This window comes from Kangiella sp. HZ709 (assembly GCF_009674675.1).
In the GTDB taxonomy this organism is placed as follows: domain Bacteria; phylum Pseudomonadota; class Gammaproteobacteria; order Enterobacterales; family Kangiellaceae; genus Kangiella.
Map to the genome: position 1 here is coordinate 365,521 of NZ_WKJC01000001.1, position 19,118 is coordinate 384,638.

The 19,118-nt window shown below is 40.2% G+C and carries 5 protein-coding genes and 1 pseudogene; 5 read left to right on the plus strand and 1 reads right to left on the minus strand.

Going from position 1 to position 19,118, the window contains the following annotated elements:
- Positions 1–183 precede the first annotated feature (183 nt).
- Together GJS41_RS01740 and GJS41_RS01745 are read left to right on the plus strand one after the other, a co-directional pair.
- Positions 184–15,798 (plus strand): polymorphic toxin type 15 domain-containing protein, encoded by a 15,615-nt coding sequence (locus GJS41_RS01740; RefSeq protein WP_154245619.1) that lies wholly within the window; start codon positions 184–186, stop codon positions 15,796–15,798.
- Between the two features lie 5 nt (positions 15,799–15,803).
- Entirely contained in the window at positions 15,804–16,436 is a 633-nt protein-coding gene (locus tag GJS41_RS01745) for a GAD-like domain-containing protein (protein WP_154245620.1), read from the plus strand.
- Here the strand turns inward: GJS41_RS01745 and GJS41_RS01750 are convergent.
- Positions 16,433–16,924 (minus strand): hypothetical protein, encoded by a 492-nt coding sequence (locus tag GJS41_RS01750; RefSeq protein ID WP_154245621.1) that lies wholly within the window; start codon positions 16,922–16,924, stop codon positions 16,433–16,435. The genes GJS41_RS01745 and GJS41_RS01750 overlap by 4 nt on opposite strands.
- A gap of 69 nt (positions 16,925–16,993) precedes the next feature.
- On the opposite strand from GJS41_RS01750, the gene GJS41_RS01755 reads away from it, so the two are divergent.
- From GJS41_RS01755 to GJS41_RS01765, 3 genes and pseudogenes are all read left to right on the plus strand, one after another.
- Entirely contained in the window at positions 16,994–17,473 is a 480-nt protein-coding gene (locus tag GJS41_RS01755; RefSeq protein ID WP_154245622.1) for a hypothetical protein, read from the plus strand.
- A gap of 406 nt (positions 17,474–17,879) precedes the next feature.
- Complete coding sequence (locus GJS41_RS01760; protein WP_227551223.1) at positions 17,880–18,407, plus strand: PepSY domain-containing protein; 528 nt, start codon at positions 17,880–17,882, stop codon at positions 18,405–18,407.
- A gap of 88 nt (positions 18,408–18,495) precedes the next feature.
- Positions 18,496–19,062, plus strand: a pseudogene (locus tag GJS41_RS01765) (tyrosine-type recombinase/integrase); the annotation flags it as partial.
- Positions 19,063–19,118 lie beyond the last annotated feature (56 nt).

Sequence of the window (19,118 nt, forward strand, 5' to 3'; positions counted from 1 at the left end):
CCCAAAACAGCAATTAACCAAAAAAGCATATTTATCTAATTGCTGCTCAATGTATCCATTTGTAGAAATGTGATGTCGTACACAAAACTGAAAGTTTCAATTAAACAAAAACGTATCTACAGCGAATGACTAGTTAGAAGAAATATTTTAATAACTATTTTACTAAATTAGCTGAGTATATTAATGGATAACATCATCGTCGCCTCTGGGTTAGGTTTATTCAATTCATCTTTATCCGCTTTAGGTCAATCCAATTCATCGTCGTTAGGACAAGCCGGTTTAGCGGCTTATATTAATGCCCGAACAGGTAACCTACACCTTAATCAATCCGATACCTCATTGGTGGGCTTAGGTATTGATGCAAGCGTTTTGCGCAGTTACAACTCGCAAGGTTTACTGCAAGATGATAATGGGGACAATTGGCAGTTTGGGATCGCTCGTTTAAATGGCATTAACAACGGTAATTGGATAAAGCGTGTTTCTGGTGACGGTGCTGAAATAACTTATACCTATAATTCCAGTAATGCCCGTTATGAAAATACCGACGGTAGCGGCGCTCACGATTACATGACTTTCAGTGGCGGTGTGGCTAAGTGGTTCCTTGATGGGGATACCGGCTTAACTGAAGAGTACAATGCGACGGGGCAGTTACTCAGACAAAAAGATCGCGACGGAAACGTGACCAACTTTGCCTATAATAGCTCAGGCAACATTCTCACCATTCAAAATTCAAGTCAAACGCTTCGATTTAGTTATTCAGGTAGTAAGGTCACGTCGGTTCGCAGTGAAACGTATACCAGCAATAGCACTGGAACAGCACTTAACTCAACGGTGGTTCGTTATCAATACGATTCTAGCAACCGTTTATCGAAGACCATTATTGATTTAAGCCCTGAAAATAATAGCACTACAGACGGCAATACCTATAGCACAACTTATACTTATGACGGCAGCAGCAAACGAGTCGCCTCGGTTACACAAAGTGATGGTACTTCGGTTAATTTCACCTATCAACTGCACTCAGGAAGTTACAAAGTTAAAACCGTCAATTACGGCAACGGTGAAAATTATACTTATAACTACGGCCTAAGCAATTCCAATGGTGCCTATACCCAAGTCATTAATGGTGTTGGGCAAAACACATTGTATTTCCATAATGCAGACGGTGAGTTAACCCGGGTTGAAAGTCCAGCCATTAACGGGCAGCGTCTAGTCACTAAATACACTTATGACAGCGCTGGCAATGTGATTTCTGTTATTGACGCTGAGAATAAAACCACCAGCTATCAGTACGACAGCAAAGGCAATCGAATATTAGAGCGTGATGCCGCGGGTAATACGGTCAAACGAGCTTATAATAGCAAGAATCAACTGATCGCTGAGACGGTTTACTTGGTAGCCGATCCCGATGGCTCAGGCTCAGCTCAAGCCTCCTCGCCGATAACGGTTCGTTACATACGCGACAGTGAAGGTCATGTACGTTTTGTGATAAATGCCGAAGGCGAGGTTACTGAAAGTCACTACAGCTCAACGGGGTTGAAGACTAAACAATACCGCTATTCGGGCAACGCTTATAATATTTCTGGTTTGTCGGAAACTCAAGCTCCCAGCTTATCTCAGATGACCAACTGGTTAGGCGGCATAGATAAGAGTCAAAGTTTATTGACTCAGTATCTATATGATTTCAGAGGGCAGCTGACCAGCAGTACAGCTTACACAACTGTCGACGCGAATGGTAACGGTGTGTCATCCACGGCAGCAAAGACGAGTTATGTCTATGACTATATGGGACGTTTATTAGAAACCATTACACCTCGTGGTAATGCAACTTCAACGGCTAATGATTACCGCACTATGTTGTCTTATGATGGTCTTGGACGAGTGATATCAACGACGGATGCTGATGGCAATGTGAGCAACATCCAATATGTGTCGAGTCAAAATAAAGTGGTAAGTGTGAGTGCTAATGGGCTCTATTCAACCAATGTCTACGATGCTGGTGGCCGACTGATCAGTAGCAGCGAGTCCAACAGTGCGAGTGTCAGCGATAATTTAGGCAGCACCCAATATTATTACGATGAAGCAGGGCGTTTGAGAGCTACCAAAAATGCTGATGACTCCATCAGTTATGTCTTTTATGATGCCGCCGGTCGAGTCAGTGCACAAGTAGACGGTTCAGGCTCCGTGGTTGAGTTTATTTATAATAAGCGCGGCCAAATTACTCAAACCAAAGCTTACGCGAATGAAGTGAACACCAGTAGTTGGTTGAACGCTTCTACTGGAGTAGTCGCCCACTCCACGTTTGATGCTATCCGCCCGGCAAACCACTCCGATGATCGAGTCACTCTTAACACCTATGACAGTGCTGGCCGTTTAACCTCTTCTAAAGATGGTGAGAATGTCACCACAACCTATCAATACGATGGCGCCGGACGATTAACTAAAACGCAAACGGCAGATCGTTTTAGCCGAAGCTTTTATGATAAAGCTGGCCGTGAGGTTGCCATTTTAGATTCACGTGGCGCATTAAGTGAAAGCTTTTATAACGAAGCAGGGCAGCTGATTAAAATGGTGGCCTATGCCAATTTCACTCCGGCTGCGCAGCGAGCCAACGGTACCTTATCACAACTACGTCCAACGGCTAACGCAGCTCACGACCAAATAACTCGCTATTATTATGACGACAAAGGGCAGTTGATTGGTGAGTTGAACGCGAACCGTCATTTTACGGAAGTTACTTACGACCGAGACGGTAACGTGACACAGCGAAGAGCTTATTATAACTCCTCTAACGGTACAATAACCGATAACACCAGCTTCAGTAGTGTGCGTCCAGCAACGAATGTTAGAGATCAAGTTTCGAGTTATCAATACGATGAGCTCGGCCGTTTAAGCCAAGAGACAAACCATGAAGGAACAACGACGAGTTACCGTTATGATTCGGTCGGGAATGTAACCAAAGCGCAGATAGCTGATCGTCGCAGTTACTCAGCATATGACGAGAAGGGACAGCTAACCCATAGTGTGAATGGTTTGGGGTCCCATCAGCTGGGGGCTAATGCTTCAGAGTCTCAAATTCAGAGTAAGGCCGACACCCATGGCATACGTTTTATTTATGATGAGATGGGGCGTGTAGTAAAAAGCATTAATGCCATTGGTGCACAAACTTTGTATTTTTACGATACTGATGGGAATGCAGCCATCACGGTTGATGCAGAAGGTGGCGCCACGGTCAACGAATACAATGCGTTTGGCGAAGTAGAAAGCACGCGCATGTATGCCAAAGCGATATCCTTATCGGGTTTACAAGGCGGTTCTATCACCAGCACTTTACTGTCGCGCTTAAATACGGCTAGAGATGATGCAAAGGATAGTTACACTGAGTTTAGATTCAATGCTCGTGGCGAGCTGGAGAAAGTACTTAACCGAATCATCAATAACTCCGGGGCTACAAGCTGGTATGAAACAGTTAATGAATACAATTCTCATGGAGATTTAACCCTCACGACACAAGATAAGGCAGCTGGCGATACGTCAAAAACCGAGTACCTTTATGATAAAGGTGGCTTAGTTACCGGGACTAAATCCTATTCAACGGGTGGTAGCTTTTATCAAGATGAAAGCGTGTACGATGCTTTTGGCCGTTTAGTCGAATACTATGACAATACCCAAAATAGCGTGGTTGAGCGCCATTACGATCGGTTAGGGCGTGTGATTGAGTTGGTGGATGCCGAAGGCGGCACATCGATTAAAGCCTACGATGCCTTCAATCGAGTGGTCTTTAGTGAAAACGCTCTGGGCGATGAAACCTTATATTATTACAGTGACAGTAATCGCAGTTTTGTAGTTGAAACTCCCAATGGACGTGAAACCACGACCTATCGTAATGCCCATGGCCAAACCGTAACCATCGAAGACTCCAATGGTAATGAAACGAATTATAACTATGACCTCAATGGCAATGTTGAGGAAATTGAGAATGCGTTAGGGGAAATTGTTGATCAACAATTTGACCAAGCAGGTCGTTTAATTGCTAGCTGGGATAATAGCGGTGTTAAAACTGAATACAGTTACGACCAAGTAGGTCGCTTGTTGACTCAGGTGGTTGATCCTAATGGCTTGGCAATTACCACTAGCAGTAGTTTCGACGCTAAAGGTCAGATTTTAACTTCGACGGATCCACGCGGCATTGTCACTCAAACTCAATACGACACTTTGGGGCAAGTGGTAGAGATTATCCGTGATTTGGGTGGGATGAATGTTACCACCCGTTTTGAATATAACGGTTTAGGCAACCAAACACGGGTGATAGAAGCGGCTGGCAGTGCTTCTGAGCGTGTGACGGAATATGTCTTTGATGACCTGGGGCGCAGAATAAAAAGCATTGTTGACCCTGATGGCTTAGCGTTAACGACCGAGTACAGTTACGACGCCAACAGCAATGTCTCCGAATCGATAGATGCCAAGGGAGTGGTGACTCGTTATGAATATGATGGCAATAATCGTCAAGTAAAAGTGATTCAAGATTTTGGTGGTCTAAACCTGACAAGTCGAACTGTATACGATGCACAAGGGCAGGTCACCAGTCGTTTCGATGCTCGTGGTGTTGAAACCCGTTATGAATACACTCCTGATGGTTTGTTAGTTAAACAAACCCGAGACTTTGGTGGATTGAATTTAATCACTCAATATGAATACGATGGTAATGCGAATCGTATTCGGATGACTGATCCTAAAGGGGTAAAGACTCGCTATTTTTACGATGATGTTAATAGGGTTTTTAAAACGGTGCGTGATGAAGGTGGTTTAAATAACACCACTTTGACCTCGTATGATGACAGTGGCAATGTGACTAAAGTGACCGACGCAAATGGCAATGCAAGCCATTACGTATACGATAACTTGAATCGTGCTCGGTTTGCCATTGATGCTAAAGGTTTTGTTACTGAATCTATTTATGATGAAGCCGGGAATTTAACTGAGAGACGTGCTTACCAATCACCAGTACAAACAACTGGCAGCTGGACAGAATCTCAATTAGCAGCGTTATTATCCGGAGTTTCAACAAATAATTTTGTAGAGGATTTTAGTAATTTAAACAATACAAAATTTAACTTTAGTGCTATTGGGAACTCTCAAGGGACTATAACTCATGCCAATGAAACAATAGTCTTCCAGAATAAAAACGCTAGCACGGAAACTCGTTATTCATTAAGTAGAAACAGCGGATATTTATTATCTGAAGGTTATAATACAAGCTTTGACATTTCGACGAGCAACCTTGATCAAGGCATCGACTTTAAAGCATTACTTAAAAATGCAAATTCTAGTTTTTTCTATGGTTTTGAAATAAAAACTCCTCCGCCAATAGGTCCAATCGATCCAATCGATCCAATCGATCCAATCGATCCAATCGATCCAATCGATCCAGGTCCGATTGATCCTGCAGACCCAATAATAATTGGTCCTGGGGGTGACTTGTTAACTCCAAGTTCAACACAATCATCGCCTGAGCTACTGTCGGCTCGCTCTAGCAGCAATACTAGATTAGTAATGCTTGATTTTATTTCTTCTGAAGAAACTTCTCGTAACTTCTTGGCCAGTTTGCAAAATGATAAAACTTATACAGTAGAAATAGAAACGTCTGCAGAAAAAGTTACTATTTATGTATATGAAAAAGGTACTTCGCGAGAAAGTGGCTTTAGAAACTTTATTACTTTAAATTCTGATACAGTGGGAGAAGTTAAATTTGAAGCTTCAACAAGCGCAACCCCCGACCTTGGAACCACCCTGTTAGGGTATGGCTCTATCAGTTTAGATAACTACTCTGAACAGCTTAGCGCTATAGAATATAGCCAACAAAACTTTGCATATGACGCTTTAGGAAGAAATACTTACTCCACTAATGCCGAAGGGTTTGTCACTAAAAACACCTATGACCGACTTGGCCAGATGGTAAAAACGGAACGTTTTGATAAAGCCGTTAATCATTCAACACTACGAACTGAACATGATTTTGAAGTGGCTTTACGAACAACTTGGTCTCAGGACTTTTCGGAAGGTGTATCCGGTTTTGGGCATAATCTTAGTTCTCATCCGCACTTAGTATACCAAAAAGATAGTCAAATAGTTTTTGATCGTGAGCATCATGCTACTAATACTTGGCCTGGAATCTATCAAAACACCTGGAATGATTATGAGGCGGGCATAGGCTATAGAATAGAAGTAAACACAAAAGATTTAGGGGGCGAATATCTATCAGTCGCCATGGATAATAATAAATCTTATGGGGATGCTTTATATAGAAGGCATAGAGCGCACTTTGGCAACGGTGGTATCAGTGCAATTAATAGAGCAAACGCTACCACTTCGTCTGTATCATTAGGTCAATCAAAAGCTAACACAAGCTATATTGTTGAGTTTGAAACGTTTGAATACGTGACCCGCCTTTATATTTATGAAAAGGGCACCAATAGAAATGATGGTTACTCGCATGAGTTTGCAGGCGGTGATTGGGATAAGATAAGAATTAGAGCATTCACTCATGGTGGCCCTAATATATCCGGTGCCCCAATATCATTAGATAATATTCATGAATACAGGCTTGCTGCTGAATTACCGTCGTCCGTAGAAACAGAATATGTGTACGATAATGCTGGTAGGTTAGCCTTCTCTAAAGATGGTGAAGGTAATCTGACCCAATATCAGTACGATGCCAATGGTAATTTAGTCACTAAAATACAACATGGCTCTTTTGATATTAATAATGCAAGCATTAATAGTGACTTATCTAAAAACTACAATACACCCGATAAATTATCTGCTTGGCAGGTTTATGATGCCGATCCTGTAGGCGCAACATTTAAAACAGTGTTCGATGAAGAAAAGGATCAGTATGTAACGGAATTAACAGGCGCCGCTACAGCAAACGGTTACCGCTTATGGAATGAAACGATAAACGCTAAATTTAGTCAAGGAAAAATAAGCGACATCAGTTGGGACATGAAATATGGAGAAAACTTCACTATATATATCAGTGTTCAAACAACAGAAGGGCACCGTTATATCTATTACACGCCTACTGAAGGTAACTCGAGCATATCCAACGGTTATATTCTACATCGCATTGGTACTGATATTAAAGATGGGACATGGAGAACTATAACCAGAGATTTAGAGGCGGACTTAAAGGCACTAGAACCTGATAATGAGCTACTAAACGTCAATGCGTTCTTGATCCGTGGTAGTGGACGAATAGGCGAAGTTAAATTACATGATAGTGCAGAATCAACTTTAGAGCGCTATCAGAAGTTAGTTGATACAAATTCTATTAATCCAGATTTGGATACAAAGAATACCATTCGCTATGTATACAACAACCTTAATCAAGTTGAATATACTGTCGATGCTCGCGGCTATGTTACGCAGAACATCTACGACTTCTCAAACCAGATGATTGGTACTCGCCAATATGAAAGGGCAATTAATCCTGATGCTGTATCAACGATAGATGATGTACAAACTGCTTTAAGAACATTAAATCATAATACTTTCGAACAAGGTGTAAGTGGTTTTAACAGTAGTATTAATACGCATCCAAACTCTTTAAAAGAAGAAAATGGAAGGATAGAGTTTGCTCGTGCATTAAGAGCAACGGGCGATACAACAGCTAATGCAACAGTTTCTTTATACGAAAGTTATGAAACCTATGAAAATGGAACAGGCTATAGAGCAGAAGTAAGCACCACAACGTTTGATAATCAATATTTTTGGATAACGATAAACAACTCGGGTTCTAGCGCCGATCATAAACGCTTAGGTTTGTATTTACGAAATGGGGTAGTCAAAGGCTATCAAAGAGAAAACAATGTTTCTCCATATACCACTCTTGGTAATTTAAAAGAACATACAACTTATGTAGTTGAGTTTGAAATGCATGGCGACAAAACCGTTGCGTACATGTATGAAAAAGGTACTTCTAGAGAAGATGGGTTTGTTCATGAAATGGAGTCTGAGCCTTGGGGAAATGTACGCTTTTGGGCATACACTTATACGGGGCCAACTCACGAAGGCACAGGATCAATATATTTAGATAATTTCAGTGAGTATGCGCTTAATGATAATTTATCAAAGTATAAGGAAAATCGTTATGTATATGATGATGCTGGTCGCTTAAGATTTAGCATTGATTTTGAAGGTTACGTGACTGAAAACGTATTAGATTCAAACGGAAATATACTTCAAGTAAAAAAATATAGTAAAGCTGTAAATAAGGAACAAATAGCGAACGAAGCTGATGTTTATAGAGCTTTGCGTAGTACATGGAGTCAAAACTTTAATGATAATCTGAGTGGCGTGTCGTTATCATTAGGTGGTACCGATGGTGTCAGACATGAAAGCGGAGAGCTTGTATTTGATCGAGGTGAGGACACCTCTCTTTCTGCTAATAAATCACCGCTAGCTTATCGTCCTTACGCAAATTACAGTGCAGGAAAAGGATTTGCAGGGGAGATCCGTTTAGATGAAGTAGGGGATAATGAATACACTTTATTTACAATTGAAGGGAATCAAACTTGGGCGCAACGACCAAGACTTGCCTTGTATGTAATAGATGGAAATTTAAGAACTTACCAACACCGATCAAATAACACGACAGCATATACCACTTTAGGTCCTGCCAAAGCAGATACAACATATAAAGTTGAGTATGAAACCCAAGCAGACAAAGTAATCATGTATGTATACGAAAAAGGCACTAACAGAGCTGACGGTTTTGTTCATACCTTTTTAGAGTCTGGTTGGGATAAAATACGAATGATGACCTATACCAGTGTCAGAAACACAGAAGTGGGTTTAGATGGTGTTCCTGTTTATTCAGATAATTGGTATGAATATAATGTATCAGGCTCGTATCAATCAACTCAAATAACTACTTATACTTACGATGATCTAAACCGTGTCACTTCATCAAAAGATACGCAGAACAAGATCGAAACTTATACTTATGATGCCAATGGCAATCGCTTAAGTTTGAAAAATAAACGTGGTCATACCTGGAATTATGAGTACGACAAAAATAACCAGTTGGTAAAAGAACTAAGTCCCCAGGTAACTAACTATCATCGTAATAGCACTACGCAAAATGTACCGACAGCTTCAACAGCACGTATAGAAAAAACTTTTACTTATGACTATATGGGTAGCGTGACTTCGATAACGGATGCAGCAAATACAGATTTTGCTCGAACCACTCGCTATGAATATGACAAAGCGGGTCGTCAAATAGGTGTTGTTCATCCAAAAGTAGCCTATACGACTAGTCAAAGTAACACTTGGTATGATGCCCATGGCAATGCTGTGGTTAATAAAGATGTTGGCGGCCACTACAGTTACAAAACTTACAATGGCAATCAACAGGTTGAATATGAAGTTGATGCTTTAGGTTTTGTTACGCGGCATGAGTATGATGCCTTTGGTAACGAAGTTAAAGTTACTCGTTATGCTAATGCCATTAACATTGCAGGTCGTGATGAAGAAGCTTATACCTCTTCGCAGGTGGCTGGATTAATCACTACGAATAGCACCAAAGATCGTGTGATATTGATGAGCTATAACGCTAATAATCAACAGATATCGATAAAGCAATCTTCAGTAACTTATTATAAGGGTTCGACAACTGATGGTACAAGTTACACCTCAACGCCAACAGTACAATATACGTATGATGCTTATGGTAATGTGACAAAGCAGTCGGTGAAAGTGGATAGCAGTCGCTGGGCACATACGTATCATTATTATGATGATAACAATCGTAAAGTGGGCACCTTAAGTAGCGAACGTTATTTAGCAACAAATGACTATGATGCTTATGGAAACTTAACTCAAACGCGTGAGTATGCTCGTCAATTATCGAGTGCGATTAACCCAAATTCTTTACCAGCAGCTCCTAGTCAAGGCAATGCGACTATAGGCTATGACCGTATTACTACTTACGCTTATGATTCGTTGAATCGTCAGGTGAGTGTTAGTAAGTCGACGGGTAATGGCACATCAGCTGTATTTAGTCAGAATACTTATGATGCTTTGGGTAATGTTGTGACAACTACAGATGAGTTAGGGAACACTTCTACCAACACCTTAGATGCATTAGGAAGAACGACTAAAGTTACAGCCTCTCCTAGAACTGTAGCCAGTAGCTATACTAATTTTAGCGCCACACAAAATGTTAGCCCGACCATCAATTATTATTTAGATGTACACGGAAATGTTTTGCGAGAATTCCATGATTCAAAACAAAGTTCTACTTTAGCCATGGATAGAAACCTTTATAATTATTACGATGAGCAAGGTAAACTTACCAAGGCTGTGGATGCTAATGGTGGGGCAACAGAATATAAGTATGACGTTTTTGGTCGAGTAACCGAGAATAAACAGAGAATTAGTTACAGCTTCAGCGGCTGGTATAGCGGTAACTATAGTTATGATAAAAAAGTACGTTATGAATATGACGCAGTAGGTCAACAAATCGCCACTTTAACCGACGGGAAAGTTAATGGTGCTAACCGTACAATTACTCAGAAGTCTTATTTCAATGCCTTTGGAGAGCAAACCAAAGCCTCGGTAAAGGACAATACCAGCTCAGAATACATCTTAGCGACTTATGCCTATGATAAGAATGGCAATATGGTTAGCTCAAATGAGCGCGGTGTCGCGAAGTCTTATAGTTATAACATGCAAGGTAAAATGACGCGCCAAACAATTGGTTCAGGTTCTTTAGCACAAAACACCATCAATCAATACGATTTGTTAGGTCGATTAGTACGGCAGCAGACCCCTAAATTTACAGGGGTTCAAGAAGATCAAGGTGGCCCTGGCCCTGACAAAAGACCAGTTATTGAACAGGTTTTTGATGCTTGGGGGAACGCACTTCAAGTTAAGGAGCAAAAAGAAAATAGTAGCGGCCAATATACTGCGACTACAACATTGCAATACAATTTCGATAATAAGATCACCTATAAACAGCAACCTTCGGTTAATCATTATGCACTAGGCGGCACCTCAGGAACGACAAGCCCTGTTACTCGTTACGAATATAACAATTCGGGTTCATTGACGAAAATTACTGATGCAAAAGGTTATGTACAACGTAAATACTATGATTCTGTGGGTAATTTGATTCGCGAACAGGATTCGTTAAATCACTCAACATATCATGCTTACAACTCTTATGGTGAGAAGATATCTACTAAAAATGCTATCGGAACTATCACTACCGAACACTATGATCGGTTGGGCAGAGTCACCAGTTCAGGAATAGTCCGTTCGGGTAACGAAATTACACTTAGAGCTTTTGCTTATGATCAAGCTGGTAACCGTGTTAGGACTATTCGATACTTTGGTGGTGTTCCCGCCGGAATGGATTATACGAGCTACGATCAAAATGGCCAGGTATTGAAAGCGCGTAATGCGGCGAATTTAGAGACCCATTACAAATACGACATGATTGGCAATAAAACGTTCGAGTCTGATGGTAATACACGGGTATCGTCAACTGGTTTTAAGCATAAGACTTGGAGCTATTCAATTGCAACTGGACGCTTGACCGGCCATAGCGATTTAAAAGATCGTGACTATACATACACCTACAATGGTATAGGCCAGTTAACACAAGAAAAAATCAAGTTTAATGGTGGAGAATTACAAACCAAAGCGTATCAATATTACGGCAATGGCTTGTTGAAAAAAATCACTCAAACAGCTCCTGATGGAGTGGTTGCTGCTGATTACTACAATAGTCCTTATGTTATTGATTACAGTATTAATTATACTGAGATCAGTAGTTTTGAATATGATATTGCAGGCAATCGCACCAATGAGTTCCACTCAACCAGTCGACAGGCAACATTAAGCGTAGAAGATTTGTATTACGATGATTATGGCGAGGCGCAAGGTGGTACTGTGCAAACTGAAAATCATAATTTCAACATCAGTCGTAATGTTAATTTTGAATACGATGCACTGAATCGTTTGGTGGAAATTAGTAGCCCTCAAGGTATTCAAAATAAAAATGGTAATACGAAAAACACTACCGCTATTGATTATTTACGCTACTCATATGATTTAAATGGTAACCGTACTCGGGTTCAGGTTAGGCACAAAGATCGAGCGACTAGTTATTATAAAACTCAAACAATGTACTACGACTATGACAATATGAATCGGATGATTCTAAGTCAAGGTACAGGCTCATCGAATCAAATCAGTCCGGGAAAAGGGACTATATTAACCTATAACGCTTTAGGGCAACGGGCAACAGCCACAACGCTCGAGGGCTACGATAAATATTATGGGATGGAATACATCAATCATAATGGTCAGTCTGCCCATCGAGAGGTTCGAGGTGATAAATATATTCAGGAATCCTATTCTTATAATGACCTAGGGCAAATGAGTCAAATCCGCAAACGTACTAACTGGAAACAAATGGAGTACAAAGTAGTATCTGGCGGTAACGGTGGAGGTGACGATCCTATAGACCCAATTTTTCAAAGGATAGCAGCTCCGGATGAAAGTTTTAATCGTAATCTACAACCGATAGATGTGATTGATGATACAACAGGCGGTAATAGTAACAGTAGTACCTATACAACTTGGTACTACCGAACGCCGAGAGATAAAACTGGCACTTATAAAACCATTAATCTAAAAACTTATGATAATCAAGGTCGTTTACTGACGAATATCGATAATTACGATAATGGTAATCGTAAGTCTCATACCACGACTCAATATTATGCTGATGATAGAATAAAGAAGCAGTATCAATATAAACGTTTTGGCTCAACCGATAAGTTACAGGTAACCACGTCTTATGATATAGCTGGCGCTTATGATTATGCGGGTAACTTGACCAAGTATGAGGTACGAGTCAATCACGATAACAGTACAAACTATCATTACACCAATACTTATACTAAAGAGTACGAAGGTTTTGGTGGTTATAAAGAAGCTCGCGCGACAATTTCTTCAACTCTGGCAAATCACCATAACGGAGTAGTTTCATCGAAATATGATGCTCAAGGTAATCTAATGAGGGTATCAGGAAGAAATGAGGATGGTAACTTTAATCGTGAATTTGTATACTCACGCGAAGGCGCTATTTTGTTCCGCTTGGAAGGATACAAGGGGCAAGATTATTTCCATAAACAAGGGAATCAAGTGGCTTCTGCAGGTGAGATTTTGGATGCTGATTTTGATTATAACTATCAGGCAGTTTCTCAATCATACCCAGCAGCAACACCTAATAGTTATACAGTAGGTAAAGTCTCCGCAAGTAGTGGCACAGCAACATTACGCAGTATCGCACATTCCGTGTATGGTGATGCGAGCATGTGGTTCCACATTGCCGATGCGAATAGTATTCAAGACGATGGTGATCTTGATGAAGGAATGCGTTTAACCATTCCTAATATTATTGGCAATGTTCACAACAATGATTCGACTTTTAAACCCTTTAACTTTGAAGAGACGATTGGAGATACTACTCCGTCCCTGAACTATATTCCGCCACCGCCGCCAAAGAAAGGTTGTGGCATTTTAGCGATTATTCTTATTGTCGTGGTAGCAGTGGTAGCGACAGTTGTCACCGCTGGTGCTGCTGCTGCTGCAATGGGAGCTACCGCAACAGCAGCTGGTGGTACAGGTGTTTTCTCACTAGGTGCAGCAGCTCTATCTGGAGGCGCTTTAGTGGGTGCCGGTGGTGCAGCTGTTGGAGCTGGCGTAGGCATTGCTGCTGCTGCTATTGGGGGTGCCGTCGGGAACGCCGCAAGCCAATTAACTGGGATGGCACTTGGTGTCCAAGAAAAGTTTAGTTGGAGTAGTGTAGCTGTAGGAGGACTAACTTCAGCATTTGGTTCTGGCCTGGGCGCTGCCACTAGAGGAGTTACAGCCGCAGGAGGTTGGGCTAATAAAGGTTCCAAAGCTGCTATTTGGTGGAAAAATGCTGCTGTCACTTCTTCAAAAGCCGTGGTAACCCAAGTGGCAAACTACGGAGCCAATCAATTAGTAGGCAATAAGTCCAAATTCAACTGGGGCAGCCTTGCAGCGACAGCTATTACAGCGCCATTATCTGCAGAAATTAATAAAATCGGTAACAACTCTGCTTCTAAATGGGGAGAGGGTTTTGGGGCAAAATTTGTCAAAAATTTTGCTACTGGCACTTTTGAACAGGCGGCACAAATTGCTCTTTCTGGGAATGGAAAATATGAATGGACACAAGTAGCAGCTAATGCATTTGGAACAACTATAGGCAACTCTATTGTTGAGCACTTTAGTAAACCAAAGGCTATCCGAGATCTAAATGTCAAAAATCGTCGTGAAGAAGAAGACCTTAATCAACTTTACAACTCCGCAAAAGAAAATGGATTTAGCGAAGAGGAAGCAACAAGTTTAATTGAAAAACAATTTGGTGATAATCATGACCCATTGTATGGAGAAGACGCTTTCTTACATTGGATCGATGTTCAGTCGGCAAAAGGTAATAATGTATCTGAGTTGTTATCCAATCAAGAAGCATACAATGAAGTAAAAAATATTATTATAGATAGCCGCAGCAGAAGTCATGCTATCGCATTTAATACAGCGAGCGGGAATACTGAAAGAGTTAAGGAGTTAGTTGCTGAAGAAAATGCAGAGCTGAAAAAGAAGTATGGCGACACAATTTTAGATGAAGTCATCGTTACTGCTAAAAGAGGCCAGCCTGTAAAATTGTCTAAAACGGGGCAGTTAATAAAAGACTACTCAAAGCCATTAGAGTATGTCGGTGAAGGTGCTATGAAATTGGGCGCATTCATCCAAAAGCATAAGTGGGCAGGTTGGGCATTAGAGGCTGTTGACTTTATTGGAGGTCCAGTTAAATACGTAGTCGGCAAGGCTATCATGGAATCACCCATTGGTAAGAAAATTACTAATGGCATTGCGAAGGTTTTCGACTCTGCAGCGACTTATATCCATGAAGAAACCAATGGATATGTTTCAAAACAAGATGCTGGTGAAATAACGGTTGGTGCTATCGCTGCTGGCGCTTTACTTTTAAATGTAAAAACATTTAAAACATTTATTAAAAATGCTAAAGGCTATTTACAAAAATTCAAAGCTAAAGTTAGCAAGTTTGATGCAGCCCCAGCTAATGTTAATGCTGCCGCTGCGCCAAAAGTTAATAACAAGAAGAATTTACTAAAGGTTCTAAACCGTACAGAGCTCGAATTCAACCCTAGAAATTACAAAGGTTTTGATAAGATGTCTCCAAAACAGCAAAAGAAATTCTTGAATGAATATTACGATCAGCTCAAAGGTCAACAAGATGCTTTGAATAAAATGACAGTCAATGAATTTAAAGCTGCTAGAGATGCGTTTAAAGAAGTTGGCCGTAATCCTTTAGGTAAGAATGCCCAAGCTGCAATGAATAATGATCTTCTTAAAAAGATAGAAGCAAGTGTTGCGAAAACGTTAAAGAAAAAGCATCCAGATTTATCTAATAAGGAAATCAAAAAGTTAGCTGCCGCTGAAGCAAAAGTAATTAAGAAAAAAGTCAACGTAGCCGCATTACACGAGCCGGATATGGTTTTTGGTGGCTGGAATCACTATAAACCGACTAGAATGGGGAGTAGTAGTGTAAACTCTTCTATAGGCTCGACGTGGAAAAATCACTTATCACATGTAGATAATATGATAGACTCCGCCTTAGACGCTGGAAATGGTAATGCGTTACTTAATTTTGACTTGAACTTTAGAAGGTAAAAAAATTGGATAAAGATGATCCTTTTTCAATATTTAAAGAAGATATCGGCGCTCCTTATTTAAGCAAGGAAGTGCCGGCTTCTTCTATAGAAAAATATAAAGGTATCTTACCTGCAAAGCTGCTTGAGTATTGGCATACAGAAGGATGGTCTGGTTACTCAAATGGGTTGATTTGGACTGTAAACCCAGATGATTACTCTTCTATTTTAGAGCACTGGATAGAAGGTACTGCTCTTTCTGATAAAGATGGTTTGTATGTGTTCGCTAGAACTGCATTTGGTAAGTTATACGTTTGGTCAAAGTCTGTAGGTGACTATATTGTAATAACGCCATATTATAACAATATATTTGCACCTCAATTACAATATATAGGCCAAACAGATGAGTCTGATTTAAATATTGAAATGTTTTTTTTGAATGCTAACAAAGAAGATTTTGATATTGAAAATGATGATGGTGAATATCTTTTTGATTCTTTATTAGAAAAGCTTGGACCTTTGAAAGAAGAGGAACTCTATGGTTTTGAGCCAGCTTTGATTTTGGGCGGGACTGAGACAGCAGATAACTTAAAGAAGCTAGACTTAATAGTTCACTTATCAATTTTGAGAAATTTTTCTGAACCAGAAGTTTACGGCTAAGGCTTGTTAGTTTTCACTAAAAAATCTAAATCCTTTTGATGAACCGCCAAGCGATTCCGGGTGTTTTCGACAGCGTTCTCTTTATGAACTACAAGATCTTGTTTACTTAATATCCTAACAAAAGGATCCGTAGGACTAAATATATGAGCCCTTTGAAGCAATTCATCAAAAGGCTCGAACTCCCTAGGAGTTATAATATCCATATTGACGTTGTGAGTTTTTATCGCAAGCCTTGCGTATGGCTTTAGCATTTTTTCAGGATCAGATACTAATTTCATATCAAAAAACTGGAATACATGAGTTAACTTTTTAATGTTTTCCAAACTAGGGCGGATGTATATATCTATATCATCGACACCACCCAGATGACGTCCGCCATGATAATATATAGCAGCTCCACCTATGATAATATAATCGACTTCTAATTGCGCAGCTCTTCTAATAAATTTAATATTGTGTCGATTGCTACAAAGTTCTGATATATGCATTGATAATATTTTTAATAATTTTTAATATATTAAAATTATAACTAAAATTTTACGCACTTAGTAATTTAAATGCCGATAGCTGTTAAAAATTTTAATAAACAAACTTTGATTAGTCCCGAAGAGGTGGCTGAGTTGATTAAAAAAGCTCCAGCTTCCCATCTAAAAGGTTTACGATATGTTGTTTATGATCCTAATCGATTCTATCAAAGAAGCTATGTACAACCTGTAATTCCAGACCGAAGAGTTAAAGGGCAATATTACCCTGATATGCTTGATGCCATTATCATTTATGAAATAAAAGATAAAAAACTTTTCAGTCATATTCTTTATCACGAGTTAGGCCATTATGTTTTTCAAAGACTTCTTTCTGCAGATCAAAGAAAAACCTGGGTCACTAAACTCTATAACTCAGGCCAATTCGTTAGTGATTATGCCAAAACAAATGCACAAGAGGACTTTGCAGAGACTTATGCCTTTTTTATACAAAACAAACCCTTTGGGTTTAACTTGCAAGCTAAGTATCGTTTTCTACAAAGATACTTCCTCTAAAATAAAATCTTTAATTATTTTTTCAAAGTCTTGGTAAGCAAGTTCGAACAGCAGTTGGAAGGGGCCACTGCCACTAGCCGCTATTAAAAATAAGTTGTAGTTGAATTTTATGATTATAGAAAATGAGAAAGGTCAGCTAGTGTAGGCTCAGCTTAATCATGATTGAATGTCCATGAACGAATTCATAGGCGCTTACCAATACTCAGAAATAACTGGTGCAATAGATAGAAACTACGCTCGAAAAACTTGAACCAGCTTTAACAAAACTGTTTAATGATGAATTCCCGAAACCCTAGAGCTTGCTAATGCAAGCGAAAGCCCTTTGGGTTCCGAATAGGCAAGTTAAGCGGCCTAAAGATGAGCCTTTAAAGATCGATTAAAAGCTATAACACAGAGATTTAGTTTTATGAAAATGCCTGTTTTGTTGAGAAAACTGCACTACTGGGGTTCGATAGTCATCGCCTTACCCTTAGCTATTATGATAGGGGCAGGGCTTATGTTGATGCTAAAAAAAGATGTAGAGTGGATTCAGCCTTCCTCCCAAAAAGGCATTGTGACTAATGTATTTCCCAAGGCTTCATTAACCGAGCTTTACGCTTCAGCCAAATCTGTAGAGCAGGCTGGTTTTACTTCTTGGGCTGAGTTAAATAGGGTAGATTTTAAGCCCAATAAAGGCATTGTTAAATTTGTCTCTAAGAGCAACTGGGAAGTTCAAATTGATACTCAAACCAGCCAAGTCCTACAGGTAGCCAAAAGACGTAGCGATGTGATAGAAGCCATCCATGACGGCAGTTTTTTCGCAGACGGAGTTAAATTAGGTGTGTTTTTACCAGCAGGAATCATACTATTTCTTCTATGGCTTACCGGAGTTTATTTGTTAATCACCACTGAAATAGCTAAAGCAAAAAGGCGCCGTCGAAATACTATCACTTAGAATTTTCTAGATGTTGAAGCTGATAGGTTACTTGTGATTTTACTAAGTTACATTACCTCCTAGTTGTACGCCCAACTTATTACGACCAGAAGTGAACCGGATCATCAAGGAAGAGCGCTCGGCAGAGTATGTCGTTATAATGACGCTGTTGTGGGTAACTGGAGCCCGGATCTCCGAAGTTCTGGCATTAACGCCGAACCACTTTAGAACGCTTAGCACAGACGATTTTGGAGTGACACTGCAAACGCTTAAGAAAAGAGGCCGCCCACGAACGCGTCTTAGAGGCGAATCATTGCAACGTTTTGTTCCGATTTTGGATCTCAATGCTCAGCAGCGGATCATCAATTATCTAGAAATGAGTCGAGGCCGAGCTTCTGAGCGTCTTTTTACCATGAGTCGACAATCGGTTGATAATCACATTAAAGCGGCTTGCCGTCTGGCAGGCTTTGATTGGATAAAAGCCAGTGCTCACACGTTTAGACACAGCTTTGCGATCCACCTATTGATCCATGCCCGGCCCTTAAAATTTATCTCAAAGATGTTAGGGCACAGCTCGATCCAATACACAGAAATTTATACCAACGTGCTCACCTCGGACATGGATCATTTTTTCGAAGGCATTGAGTTTTGCAGTTTGGAATATTCACTGAGATAAGCTCTTTTGCAAAGATAGCCTTCAGATATGAAGGCTTCTAGTGATCCTGTGCCTAG

Excerpts from the sequence above, each read along its gene's own strand:
- GJS41_RS01755 (WP_154245622.1), top strand. The coding sequence starts at position 16,994 with ATGCCGATAGCTGTTAAAAATTTTAATAAACAAACTTTGATTAGTCCC.
- GJS41_RS01750 (WP_154245621.1), bottom strand. The coding sequence starts at position 16,924 with ATGCATATATCAGAACTTTGTAGCAATCGACACAATATTAAATTTATT.
- GJS41_RS01760 (WP_227551223.1), top strand. The coding sequence starts at position 17,880 with ATGAAAATGCCTGTTTTGTTGAGAAAACTGCACTACTGGGGTTCGATA.
- GJS41_RS01740 (WP_154245619.1), top strand. The coding sequence starts at position 184 with ATGGATAACATCATCGTCGCCTCTGGGTTAGGTTTATTCAATTCATCT.